This is a genomic window from Burkholderia sp. SCN-KJ, assembly GCF_024656005.1.
Lineage (GTDB): Bacteria > Pseudomonadota > Gammaproteobacteria > Burkholderiales > Burkholderiaceae > Burkholderia.
In genome coordinates, this window is the sequence record NZ_JANKOG010000007.1 from 75333 (window position 1) to 87835 (window position 12503).

12 protein-coding genes are annotated in these 12503 nt (G+C 67.9%); 7 read left to right on the top strand and 5 right to left on the bottom strand.

What is annotated here, in order from left to right:
- Positions 1 to 62 precede the first annotated feature (62 nt).
- Together NQV17_RS13545 and NQV17_RS13550 are read left to right on the top strand one after the other, a co-directional pair.
- Complete coding sequence (locus NQV17_RS13545) at positions 63 to 623, top strand: GNAT family N-acetyltransferase (RefSeq protein ID WP_257772681.1); 561 nt, start codon at positions 63 to 65, stop codon at positions 621 to 623.
- 114 nt (positions 624 to 737) lie between these two features.
- The gene (locus tag NQV17_RS13550; protein WP_257772838.1) at positions 738 to 1214 is read left to right on the top strand and encodes a DUF523 domain-containing protein; all 477 of its coding nucleotides are present in this window, start codon (positions 738 to 740) and stop codon (positions 1212 to 1214) included.
- Between the two features lie 102 nt (positions 1215 to 1316).
- On the opposite strand, the gene pcaF is transcribed toward NQV17_RS13550, so the two are convergent.
- Positions 1317 to 2519 (bottom strand): 3-oxoadipyl-CoA thiolase, encoded by a 1203-nt coding sequence (gene pcaF, locus NQV17_RS13555; protein ID WP_257772682.1) that lies wholly within the window; start codon positions 2517 to 2519, stop codon positions 1317 to 1319.
- 226 nt (positions 2520 to 2745) lie between these two features.
- Between pcaF and NQV17_RS13560 the strand changes: the two genes are divergently transcribed.
- Complete coding sequence (locus NQV17_RS13560; protein WP_257772683.1) at positions 2746 to 3534, top strand: IclR family transcriptional regulator; 789 nt, start codon at positions 2746 to 2748, stop codon at positions 3532 to 3534.
- A gap of 238 nt (positions 3535 to 3772) precedes the next feature.
- Here NQV17_RS13560 and NQV17_RS13565 read toward each other — a convergent pair whose 3' ends face one another.
- Entirely contained in the window at positions 3773 to 5104 is a 1332-nt protein-coding gene (locus tag NQV17_RS13565; RefSeq protein WP_257772684.1) for an MFS transporter, read from the bottom strand.
- A 63-nt stretch (positions 5105 to 5167) separates the two neighbouring features.
- Positions 5168 to 6358 carry a M20 aminoacylase family protein gene (locus NQV17_RS13570; protein ID WP_257772685.1) on the bottom strand — a complete coding sequence of 397 codons (1191 nt, stop codon included), beginning with the start codon at positions 6356 to 6358 and terminating at the stop codon, positions 5168 to 5170.
- A 228-nt stretch (positions 6359 to 6586) separates the two neighbouring features.
- On the opposite strand from NQV17_RS13570, the gene NQV17_RS13575 reads away from it, so the two are divergent.
- From NQV17_RS13575 to NQV17_RS13585, 3 genes are all read left to right on the top strand, one after another.
- A complete protein-coding gene (locus NQV17_RS13575) occupies positions 6587 to 7225 on the top strand; it encodes a TetR/AcrR family transcriptional regulator (protein ID WP_044845834.1) in 639 nt (212 codons plus the stop codon).
- A 46-nt stretch (positions 7226 to 7271) separates the two neighbouring features.
- The gene (locus NQV17_RS13580; protein WP_257772686.1) at positions 7272 to 8255 is read left to right on the top strand and encodes an MDR family oxidoreductase; all 984 of its coding nucleotides are present in this window, start codon (positions 7272 to 7274) and stop codon (positions 8253 to 8255) included.
- 97 nt (positions 8256 to 8352) lie between these two features.
- On the top strand, positions 8353 to 8931 hold the full coding sequence (locus NQV17_RS13585) for a peroxidase-related enzyme (RefSeq protein ID WP_044845836.1): 579 nt from the start codon (positions 8353 to 8355) through the stop codon (positions 8929 to 8931).
- Positions 8932 to 9122: 191 nt separating this feature from the next.
- On the opposite strand, the gene NQV17_RS13590 is transcribed toward NQV17_RS13585, so the two are convergent.
- Together NQV17_RS13590 and NQV17_RS13595 are read right to left on the bottom strand one after the other, a co-directional pair.
- A complete protein-coding gene (locus NQV17_RS13590) occupies positions 9123 to 9998 on the bottom strand; it encodes an SDR family NAD(P)-dependent oxidoreductase (protein WP_124486141.1) in 876 nt (291 codons plus the stop codon).
- A 188-nt stretch (positions 9999 to 10186) separates the two neighbouring features.
- Positions 10187 to 10765, bottom strand: a complete 579-nt coding sequence (locus NQV17_RS13595) for a TetR/AcrR family transcriptional regulator (RefSeq protein WP_044845838.1) — start codon at positions 10763 to 10765, stop codon at positions 10187 to 10189.
- Positions 10766 to 10967: 202 nt separating this feature from the next.
- On the opposite strand from NQV17_RS13595, the gene zwf reads away from it, so the two are divergent.
- Entirely contained in the window at positions 10968 to 12443 is a 1476-nt protein-coding gene (gene zwf / locus NQV17_RS13600) for a glucose-6-phosphate dehydrogenase (RefSeq protein ID WP_124530123.1), read from the top strand.
- The last annotated feature ends 60 nt before the right edge of the window (positions 12444 to 12503 follow it).

A 12503-nucleotide genomic window follows, 5' to 3' on the forward strand; every position in this document is an offset into this window, starting at 1 on the left:
GCAGCAGGCACGCGGCCACACACACCCAACCACACGCAACGCGCTGCACACCGGACCACCGCATGACACGCCGCACCGCCACCGAACGCGACTCACTCTCGGCACGCCTGCTCACCCGCGACGAACTGCCGCTCGTCTGGACCATCGACCGGCGCGAGATCATCCATCATCTGTACGCGCTGCGCGACGGCGAACTGCAGCTCGTCCCCGACTTCTACGACGTGCACGGCTGGCCCGACGGTGAAGCCGAGCATTACACGCCGATCCTGCTCGACTGCCACGATCGCGGCGGCTGGTGTCTCGGCATGTTCGACGGCGCGCGGCTGGTCGCGGCGGTCATCGTGGACGCCGATCCGCTCGGCCCGCGACGCGACATGCTGCAGCTGAAGTTCCTGCACGTGAGCCGGGACTGGCGCGGTTGCGGGCTCGGCGAGCATCTCTATGACGCGGCCCGCGCGCAGGCACGGACGATGGGCGCCGCACGGCTCTACGTGTCCGCGACGCCGTCGCAGCACACGATCGACTTCTACCTGCGCCTCGGCTTCACCGTCAGCGCATCGCCCGACCCGGCGTTGTACGCGCTCGAGCCAGAGGACATCCATCTGGAAGCGCCGACGGCCTGATGCGCGCGCACGCCACCTGCGCGCAGCATTTCCGCTCGCCCGACAGCGCCCGCACGGAGAACGACATTGCAGAACACGCCGCAGCAGCCGGTCACGCCGAAGATCCTCGTCAGCATGTGCGTGCTCGGCCACCCCGTCCGCTACAACGGCTCGGCGAGGACCGCCGCGCATGAAACGCTCGCACGGTGGCAGCGCGAAGGGCGTCTGGTGACTGTATGTCCGGAACTGGCAGGAGGATTGAGCGTGCCGCGTCCGCCCGCCGAGATCGCGGCAGGCGAATCGGGGCAACGCGTGCTGTCGGGTGCCGCGCGCATCGTCGACGTGCACGGCACCGACGTGACGGCCCCGTTCGTCGACGGCGCGCACACCGCGCTCGCGCTGGCACGCGCGCACGACTGCCGCTTCGCGATCCTGGCGGACGGAAGTCCGTCGTGCGGAAGCAGCTTCATTTACGACGGGAGTTTTGCGGGCCGGCGGCATGCCGGCGCCGGTGTGACGGCGGCGTTGCTGCGCCAGCATGGCATCGAGGTGTTCGCGGACACCGAGATCGACGCGCTCGCGGCACGCATCGCGCGGCTATCACGAGGCTGAACGACGATGTGGCCGACACGACGATCTTCTCGTGCCGGCCACATCGTCCGGAAAGGTACGGCCAAGCGGCGCGCATTCCGCGCGCTTCGACGCATCGCGCGATCAGACGCGTTCGATCGCGATCGCGATACCCTGGCCGACGCCGATGCACATCGTGCACAGTGCGAAGCGGCCGTTGGTGCGCTGCAGCTGGTACATCGCGGCCGTCACGAGACGCGCACCCGACGCGCCGAGCGGATGGCCGAGCGCGATCGCGCCGCCGTTCGGGTTCACGCGCGGATCGTCGTCGGCGACGCCGAGCATGCGCAGCACCGCGAGACCCTGCGACGCGAATGCCTCGTTCAGCTCGATCACGTCGAACTGGTCGATCGTCATCCCGAGCCGCGCGAGCAGCTTCTGCGTGGCCGGCGCCGGGCCGATGCCCATCACGCGCGGCGCGACGCCGGCCGTCGCGATGCCGAGCACGCGCGCACGCGGCGTCAGGCCGAAGCGCTTCGCGGCTTCCGCGTTCGCGAGCAGCAGCGCGGCGGCGCCGTCGTTGACGCCCGACGCGTTGCCGGCCGTCACCGAGCCGTCCGGGCGCACGACGCCCTTCAGCTTCGCGAGGGTCTCGAGCGACGTTTCGCGCGGATGCTCGTCACGCGCAAAGACAACCGGATCGCCCTTCTTCTGCGGAATCGTGACCGGCACGATTTCCTCGGCAAGCGTGCCGTCCTGCTGCGCACGCGCGGCCTTCTGCTGGCTGCGCAGCGCGAACAGGTCCTGATCGGCGCGGCTGACGTTGTAGTCGACCGCGACGTTTTCGGCCGTCTCCGGCATCGAATCGACGCCATGCAGCTGTTTCATCAGCGGATTGACGAAGCGCCAGCCGATCGTCGTGTCGTAGATGTCGGCTTGGCGCGCGAACGCGCTGGCGGCCTTGCCCATCACGAACGGCGCGCGCGTCATGCTTTCGACGCCGCCGGCCACCATCAGCGCGGCCTCGCCCGACTTGATCGCGCGCGCGGCCACGCCGACCGCGTCCATCCCGGAACCGCACAGGCGGTTGATCGTCGAACCCGGCACGCCCTCCGGCAAACCCGCGAGCAGCGCGGACATGCGCGCGACGTTGCGGTTGTCCTCGCCGGCCTGGTTCGCGCAGCCGTAGATCACGTCGTCGATCGCCGTCCAGTCGACGTCGCGGTTGCGCTCGACGAGCGCCTTGAGCGGCACCGCGCCGAGGTCGTCGGCGCGCACGCCGGACAGCGCGCCGCCGTAGCGGCCGATCGGGGTACGAATCGCATCACACAGAAAAGCTTCGGTCATCAGTGTCTCCGGTCTCATGCAAGCTGGGAAGTGAGTGAAACGCGCCCCTTGCTTTGCCCGCCGGGATGCGCTTAAATGTTCTATATACGAACATAAGATCGTGTATCGAACGTTCAACGCATCATAGGGAGTGCGGGGACGACCTGTCAAGCGCCCGGTCCGCGGTGCGGTTGGCGTGTCGGGCCCCATGCGCTATCTTCTCGGCTGCACGACAATCCGACCGTTCATGACAACCGAAGACATCCAGACGAAACCGGGCGACTCCTATGTGCAGTCGTTCGCGCGCGGCCTCGCGGTGATCCGCGCATTCGACGCCCAGCGCCCGGAGCAGACGCTCACCGAGGTCGCCTCGGCCACCGGGCTCACGCGCGCCGGCGCGCGCCGGATCCTGCTGACGCTGCAGACGCTCGGCTACGTCGAGGCCGACGGCCGGCTGTTCCGGCTCACGCCGAAGATCCTCGAGCTCGGCTTCGCGTATCTCACGTCGATGCCGTTCTGGAATCTCGCCGATCCGGTGATGGAGCAGTTGTCCGCGCAGATCCACGAAAGCTGCTCGGCCGCCGTGCTCGACCGCACCGAGATCGTCTACGTGCTGCGCGTGCCGACCCGCAAGATCATGACGATCAACCTGTCGATCGGCAGCCGCCTGCCCGCGTACTGCACGTCGATGGGCCGCGTGCTGCTGTCGGCGCTCGACGACGCGGCGCTCGACGAAACGCTCGCGCAGAGCGCCATCCGCGCGCATACGCCGCGCACGATCACCGACATCGGCGAACTGAAGGCGACGATCGCACAGGTGCGCCAGCAAGGCTGGGCCGTGGTCGACCAGGAACTCGAGGTGGGCTTGATGTCGATCTCCGCGCCGATCCGCAACCGGCGCGGGCAGGTGATCGCCGCGATGAACATCAGCGGCAACGCGCAGCGGCACACCGCGAAGCAGATGGTGAAGGAGTTTCTCGGGCCGCTGCAGCAGGCCGCGCAGACGGTGTCGGAACTGGTCGCGCGGCGCGGGTGAGCGGTGACTTCGCCCGCCGGATCGGCAATACGGTCATTCGCGCATATAAACGCGGATAGCGCGGATATAAAGACGGGCGGCATAAGCCGCCCGCTCAACCCTCAGACTCTGTTTGCAACGTCCTTCTCACGGAACGCGGAGCCCTCTCCGCATCGCCCAATTTAGGGATGCGGCACAGTCCCGTCAATTTGACGAGAACGAAATTGCACAGCGTCGCTTCGGACAGCGGCATCCCGCATCAGTCCATCGACTCGCGCGCCGTCTCGCGCAGCATCGCGACCGCGATCAGCGACAGCACCACGCACGCGGCCACGTAGCCGGCCGGCGCGAGCTTGCTGCCGGTCGTCTTCACCAGCCAGGTCGCGACCAGCTGCGCGGTGCCGCCGAAGATCGTCACCGCGAGCGCATACGCGATCGAGATGCCCGTCGCGCGTACGTGGCGCGGCAGCGATTCGCACATCAGCGCCATTTCGGATGCCGAACCGAGCGAATAGAACAGCAGCATCAGCGCGGTCAGCGGCAGGATCACCGACAGCGTCGGATGATGGTTCATCAGCCAGAACGCCGGAAACAGCAGCAGCACCAGCACGCCGCGCCCGATGAAGATCGGCATGCGGCGGCTGCCGAGGCGGTCCGACAGCCAGCCGAACAGCGGACACGTCACCAGCATCACGCAGCCCGACGCGACGCCGACGAACATCGACAGCTTCATCGGCAGCCCGAGCGTATGGATCGCATAGGTCGGCATGTAGAAGGTCAGGATGTAGGTCGACACCGTGCCGCCCATCACCGTCAGCATCAGCAGCAGCACCGTGCGCGTGTGCTGCGAGAACAGTTCGCGCAGCACGCCGCGTTCGATCCCGTGATGGTTGTCGCCGGGCGCATCGTCCGCGAGCCGGCGGCGCAAGTACATGCCCACCGGCGCGATCAGCACGCCCACGAGGAACGGCAGGCGCCAGCCCCAGCCCTCGAGCGCGTCCTTCGTCAGCGTGTTCGACAGCAGCGCCGCGAAGCCCGAACCCATCAGCGCCGCACCGCCCTGCGTCGCGAGCTGCCAGCTCGCGCGGAACGCGCGGTGCGACGTGCCGCCCTGCTCGATCAGCGTGGACGTCGCCGCGCCGAACTCGCCGCCCTGCGAGAAGCCCTGCATCAGCCGCGCGCCGACGACCAGCAGCGGCGCGGCCACGCCGACCTGCGCGTAGGTCGGCGCGATCGCGATCAGGCCGGTGCCGAGCGCCATCAGCATGATCGTCAGGTTCAGCGCGGCCTTGCGGCCCTTGCGGTCCGCATAGACGCCGAGCACGACGCTGCCGAGCGGCCGCGTGAAGAAACCGGCGGCGAACGTCGCGACCGACAGCAAGAGCGACGTGGTCGGATCGCTCGACGGGAAGAACAGCTTGCCGATCAGCACCGCGAAAAAGCCGTACACGGTGAAATCGAAGAACTCCAGCCAGTTGCCGATCACGGCCGCCGCGATCGCGCCGCGCTTCGTGACGGCCGGCGCGCCATGCGCATCGGTTGCGGCGGCGCCCGTCGACGCGGGGTGCAGCGCGAGATGGTCTTTCTGCATCGTTCGTCTCTCCTCTCAATGCGGCCGGAAGCGCCGGCCGCTCGTCGCGTGCCGCCGCCGGGGTTACTGCCCGAGGTAACGCTCCACGAGGCGCGTCCAGAACGCCGCGCCGATCGGCAGGTTGCGATCGTTGAAGTCGTACTTCGGGTTGTGCACCATGCAGCCGTCCTCGCCTTCGCCGTTGCCGAGCCGCACGAACGAGCCGGGCCGCTGCTGCAGCATGAACGCGAAATCCTCGCTGCCCATCAGCAGGTCGGCCTGCTCGACCACATGCGCGTCGCCGACCAGTTCGCGCGCGACCTGCGCGGCGAAATCCGTTTCGGCATCCGTATTGACGACGACCGGATAGCCTTCGATGTACTCGACGTGCGCGGTCGCGCCATAGCTCGCGGCCTGCGACTCGGCGAGCTCGACGATGCGGCGCTTGAGCAGCGCGCGCACGTCGGGGCTGAACGAACGCACGCTGAGTTCGAGACGCGCGCCGTTCGGGATCACGTTGTTCGCGGTGCCCGCGTGCATCGAGCCGACCGTGACGACCGCCGGCTGCGACGGGTCGACGTTGCGCGCGACGATCGTCTGCAGCGCCATCACGATGCTGGCCGCGACGACCACCGGATCGACCGTCAGGTGCGGCCGCGCCGCGTGGCCGCCGACGCCCTCGATCGAGATGATCGCCTTGTCGCCGGCCGACATGAACGGGCCGCGCCGCGTGAGGAACACGCCGGGCGCCGCGCCCGGATGGTTGTGCATGCCGAACACCGCATCGCACGGAAAGCGCTCGAACAGGCCGTCGTCGATCATCTTCTTCGCGCCGCTGTCGACGCCGTGCTCTTCCGCCGGCTGGAAATACAGGTGCACGGTGCCGGAGAAATTGCGCGTCTTCGCGAGGTGTTGCGCGGCACCGAGCAGCATCGTGGTGTGGCCGTCGTGGCCGCACGCGTGCATCTTGCCGTGCGTGCCGCTCGCATACGGCAGGCCGGTCGCCTCGAGGATCGGCAGCGCGTCCATGTCCGCGCGGATGCCGATGCTGCGCGTGCCGTCGCCCGCGCGCAGCGTGCCGACCACACCCGTCTTGCCGACCCCGCGCGTCACCTGCCAGCCCCACTGCTCGAGCTTGTCCGCGACGAGCGCCGCCGTTTCGTGCTCCTCGTACGCGAGTTCCGGGTGGCGGTGAATGTGATGGCGGATCTCGCGCAGCCCGCCGGCGGCGGGCTGCAGATCCTCGATTTCGGTGAATCGGGCGTCGGTGGTCATCAAGCGGCTCCTGCTGATCGTCAGCGTGTCAGCCGCACGCAAACGGTGCGTGCGGGAAAGCGAGCCACTATAGCGAGCCGATATCGGTTCAATAAGATGCGGAATTTTTCACCGCGATAAGCTTTATTAATCAGGGTTAACGCGGACAAAGGTCGCCGGCACGCGTTCGCCCGGCGCGATCGACACGCCCGCTATTGATTTTTGAGACGAACGGTCTATTATTCACCCATGGACGTTCGAACCGATCCGCCGCGCCGGCGCGGCAGGCCACCGAAGCAGCACGAAGACCTCGTCGCGACACGTGACATGCTGTTGCGCACCGGGCTGGAGGTGCTCACCGAAAAGGGCTTTTCCGCCACCGGGCTCGACGAGATCCTCGGGCGCGCCGGCGTGCCGAAGGGCTCGTTCTATCACTACTTCGACAGCAAGGAGGCGTTCGGCCTCGAGCTGATCGATCGCTACGCCGAGTTCTTCGCGCGCAAGCTGGACCGTCATTTCAGCGAGACTGAAGCAACGCCGCTGGCGCGCGTGCGCGCGTTCGTCGACGATGCGCGCGACGGCATGGCCCGCTACGAATACAGCCGAGGCTGCCTGATCGGCAACCTCGGCCAGGAAATGGGCGCGCTGCCCGAGCGTTTCCGCGCACGCCTGCGTGAGACGTTCGAGGATTGGCAGCGCCGTCTGGCCGACTGCCTGGTCGCAGCACAGCAAGCCGGCGAACTGGCGGCCTCAGCCGATCCCGCCGAGCTGGCCGCGTTCTTCTGGATCGGCTGGGAAGGCGCCGTGCTGCGCGCGAAACTCGAACGCAGCGACGTGCCGCTCGCGCTGTTCGCACAGTTTTTCTTCAATGGATTGCCTCGCCGCTGAGTTTTTTTTGCCATTACCTAGACGATCGGTCTAGAAAGGAGGATGGATGTTCCAGGGCATCGTGATCGACAAGGACGAGACCGGCCAGCACGCGCGGCTGCAGACGCTGGACGACGCGCAGCTGCCTGCGGGCAACGTGACGATCCGGGTCGGCTATTCGACGTTGAACTACAAGGACGGGCTCGCGATCACCGGCAAGAGCCCGGTGGTCCGCAAATTCCCGATGGTGCCGGGCATCGACCTCGTCGGCGAGGTCGAACACAGCACGCACCCGGACTACCGGGCAGGCGACCGCGTCGTGCTGAATGGCTGGGGCGTCGGCGAAACGCATTGGGGCGGCCTCGCGCAGAAGGCACGCGTCGACGGCGACTGGCTGGTGCCGCTGCCGTCCGCGTTTTCGCCGCAACAGGCGATGGCCATCGGCACGGCCGGCTACACCGCGATGCTGTGCGTGATGGCGCTGGAACGGCATGGCGTGCGCCCGGACGATGGCGAGATCGTGGTGACCGGCGCGGCCGGCGGCGTCGGCAGCGTCGCCACCGCCCTCCTCGCGCGGCTCGGGTATCGCGTCGTCGCCGTGACCGGCCGCCCGGCCGATGCCGACTATCTGCGCCAGCTCGGTGCGGTTGAGATCCTCGACCGTTCGCAGTTCGGCGCGCCCGGCAAGCCGCTCGGCACGGAACGCTGGGCCGGCGCGGTCGACGTCGCCGGCAGCCATGTGCTCGCCAACGTGTGCGCGACCACGCGCTATCGCGGCGTGGTGACGGCCTGCGGCCTGGCCGCCGGCATGGACTTCCCCGCGACCGTCGCGCCGTTCATCCTGCGCGGCGTGACGCTCGTCGGTATCGACAGCGTGATGTGCCCGCGCGCCGAGCGTCTGGAGGCATGGCGCAGGCTCGCGTCCGATCTCGACGTCGAGAAACTGGGCACCATCAGCCATCAGGTCGGCCTCGCAAATGTCATCCCGCTCGCCGAGAACCTGATCGGCGGCAAGGTGCGCGGCCGCATCGTCGTGGACGTCAACGCATGACGACGGCGACGGCGACGGCGACGGCGACGCATCGTTTCATATCCGGCCGGCGGCGCGCGCATCGCGTTCGTCCGTGCCGCTTTATCCAGGAGACCTCATGACCGCTGCAGACCACGCGCCCGTCAGCCGCTTTCCGGTGCCCGCGCTCGAAGACCTGCCGGACGACATTCGCGAACGCATCGCGGCCGTCCAGGAAAAGTCGGGCTTCATCCCGAACGTCTTCCTCACGCTCGCGCATCGCCCGGACGAGTTTCGCGCGTTCATCGCGTATCACGACGCGCTGATGGACAAGCCGGGCAACCTCACCAAGGCCGAACGCGAAATGATCGTCGTGGCCACCAGCAGCGTGAACCAGTGCCAGTACTGCGTGATCGCGCACGGCGCGATCCTGCGCATCCGCGCGAAGGATCCGCTGATCGCCGACCAGGTCGCGACCAACTACCGCAAGGCCGACATCACCGCTCGACAGAAGGCGATGCTCGACTTCGCGATGAAGGTTTCGCAGACCGCGCACCAGGTGGGCGAAGCGGACTTCGACACGCTGAAGTCGCATGGCTTCACCGAAGAGGACGCGTGGGACATCGCGGCGATTTCGGCGTTCTTCGGGATGTCGAACCGCATCGCGAACGTGACGAACATGCGGCCGAACGCGGAGTTCTACGCGCTGGGGCGCTGAGGGCCGCCGGCAACGGCGATCGCCGTCGAAGACCGGGGCGTGCATGCGCCCGGGCTTCCTCGGGTCGCCGCGTGCAATCGGCGTCGGCGTCGGCAATCGGTGATCGGTGATCGGTGATCGCTGATCGGTGATCGCTGATCGACGACGCGGCGCGACGCTCGCGCAAACCCGCGCTGCCCCGGCTCCCGCGCTTACCCGACCTGCTTCAACGCCTGCAGCCCATCCGGCAGCTTCGCATCGGGAAACATCGTCGACAGCGTCGTATCGCGCCACCGCGCCGCCTCCTCTGCGCGCTGCGCTTCCGCCTGCTCGCACACGAACAGCGCATCGCCGCCGAGCAGCAAGCGCATCGGCACGTCGTCGCGACGCGACAGTTCGACGATCAGCGCCGCGATCCGCGCGGGATCGCCGACCTCGTGACCGCCATACGCGCCGAGCAATTCGAGCATCTTCCCGACCGACGGCTGATAGTCGGGCAGCAGGCCGTCGACCGCTCGCTTCGCCTCCGACGCCCATTCGGTGCGCATCCCGCCCGGCTCCAGCGTGCACACGCGCACGCCGAACGGCGCGACTTCCTTCGACAGCACGTCGCTGAACCCGCCGACCGCCCACTTCGCGGCCTGATACGCGGACAGGCCAACCGTCGCCGTGCGCCCGCCGACCGACGACACCTGGAAGATGTGGCCCGCGCGCTGCGCGCGCATCGTCGGCAGCACCGCGCGCGTCAGGTTGACCACGCCGAACAGGTTCGTTTCGATCTGGTCGCGGAAGTCGTCGGCGCCCATCTGCTCGAACGGTGCCGTATGACCGTAGCCCGCGTTGTTCACCAGCACGTCGATGCGGCCGAACGCGTCGCGGGCCGCCGCCACCGCATGCTCCGCCGCCGCCGCGTCGGTCACGTCGAGTTCCATCGGCAGCAGCCGGTCGCCGTACCGTGCTTCCAGATCCGCGAGCCGCGCGGGATCGCGCGCGCCGGCCACCAGACGATCGCCCGCCGCCAGCACCGCTTCCGCGATCGAGCGCCCCAGGCCGCGTGCGGCCCCTGTTACCAGCCAGACTTTCGACATTTTTCCACTCCTCGACAAAGTTGAAACTGAAAAATGAATGATTACTCACTCATTAATATGGGCGATGAAACGGTCGTTTTCGCCGCGCCTCGCCCTGCCTGAAACCGCCTTCCATCGGTGCGGCAGCGCCCGAACCTCAAGGCCCCGCCGATCACCCGTCTTCAGCTTTCCGTCACGCCGATCGCCACTCACACCGCGTGCAACACGGCCCACAGTGCGCGAAACCCGGCCTCGCGATACGCATCGGCCAACGCCGGGTCGCGCGCGATCGACTCCATCGCCGTTTCCGCGATCGACGTGAACAGCGCCGCGCAGAACGCGTGCGCGTCGTCGGTCTTCAGCCCGCCCGCCGCGGCGACTTGCGCGCGCAGCAACGCGCTGATCGCGCCGAAGCCTTCGGCACCGGCCGCGCGATGCGTGTCGTCGATACGGCCGCTCACGCCGAGCTGCTGCAGCGCGCGCCGCCCGTCCGGGTTCGCGACGCCCCACGACACATAGCCGTTCCACGCATGCCGCATCGCCTGTTCGGCCGGCGCGTGCTCCGGAAACCCGGTCATCATCGCGTCGCGCATGTCCGCCTTCAGGCTCAGGTACAGCGCGTTCAGCAGTGCATCCTTGGTCTCGAAATAGGTGAACACCGTGCCTTCCGCCACGCCGGCGAGCCGCGCGATGCGCGCGGTGGTCGCGCCCGCGCCGTCCTCCGCGAGCGCGCGGGCGGCAGCGGCGAGGATGGCGTCGTGCTTGTCGGGACTGCGCGGTCGGGCCACGTTCGACTCCTTTAATGAGTGAGCGCTCAATCATAATCACGTCAACGTCGCCGTGCAAGCCCTGTTACATACGCGGGAACCGATCCGCAATCGATCAAAAGCGTGCACTATTAGCGTTTTCACGTACTGGCGCGCCAACCCACCGGCGCCCGGCGCTCGCCGTTCGTTCCACGCTCACACCGCTTCAGACCGCGAACCACTCATGACGAATAAGCCCAACCAGACCGAAGCCGACCAACCCGTCGACATGATCATCTTCGGCGGCGGCGGCGACCTGGCCGCCCGCAAGCTGTTGCCCGCGCTGTACATGGCGCACCTGCACTGCAACCTGCCGCCGGAGACGCGCATCATCGCGGTCGGCCGCCGCGACTGGGGCATCGACGGCTACCGCAAGTTCATGGACGAGCAATCGCGCCCGTTCATCGACGACAAGGCCTTCGACGCCGACGCGTGGAGCCGTTTCCTCGACCTGTTCCAGTACGTGCTGATCGACGTGAGCGCGCCGGAAGACTACGCGCGCCTCGCCGAAGCGGCGCGCAGCGACGCGATCCGCGTGTTCTACCTGTCGACGTCGCCCGAGCTGTTCACGACGATCTGCGACAACCTGTCGGCCGCGCACCTCGTGGATGCGCGCTCGCGCGTCGTCCTCGAAAAGCCGCTCGGCCACGATCTCGCGTCGGCGAAGGCGATCAACGATGCGGTCGGCAAGCATTTCGCGGAATCGCAGATCTACCGGATCGACCATTACCTCGGCAAGGAAACCGTGCAGAACCTGATGGTGCTGCGCTTCGGCAACCCGATCTTCGGGCCGCTGTGGCAGGCGCCGAGCATCCGCAGCGTGCAGATCACGGTGGCGGAGACGGTCGGCGTCGGCAGCCGCGCGGGCTTCTACGATCACACCGGCGCGCTGCGCGACATGGTGCAGAACCACCTGCTGCAGCTGCTGTGCATCGTCGCGATGGAGCCGCCGGTGTCGCTCGACCCGGACGCGGTGCGCGACGAGAAGCTGAAGGTGCTGCGCTCGCTGCGGCCGATGGCGCTGTCGGACGTCGCGCGCGATACCGTGCGCGGCCAGTACACGGCCGGCGCGGTCGACGGCCAGCCGGTCAAGGGCTATCTCGACGAGGAGAACGTGCCGGCGGACAGCCACGCGGAAACCTTCGTCGCGCTGCGTGCGCACATCAACAACTGGCGCTGGGCGAACGTGCCGTTCTTCCTGCGCACCGGCAAGCGGCTGCAGCGCCGCCAGTCGGAAATCGTGATCGAGTTCGCCGACATGCCGTTCTCGATCATCCCGACCGGCCCGCGCCACTACAGCAACCGCCTCGTGATCCAACTGCAGCCGGAAGAGTCGATCCAGCTGCAGATGCTCGCGAAGGAGCCGGGCAGCGGGATGAAGATGGTGCCCGTGAGCCTGAACCTCGACCTGCAGCAGGCGATTCCGGAACGGCGCGCGGAAGCGTACGAACGGCTGCTGATCGACGTGATCCGCGGGCGCCTCACGCACTTCATGCGCCGCGACGAACTCGAGGCCGCCTGGTCCTGGGTCGAGCCGATCCTCAACGGCTGGAAGCAGCTCGGCGACCGTCCGCGCCTGTACACCGCAGGCACGTTCGGGCCGGCGGCATCGTCGGCGCTGCTGGCGCGCGACAACATGTCGTGGTCCGAGGAAGCGTAGGAAGCTTAAGAAGCGCAGCACACGATGGCATGCCGGCGACGCGAGCGCCGTTGGCATGCC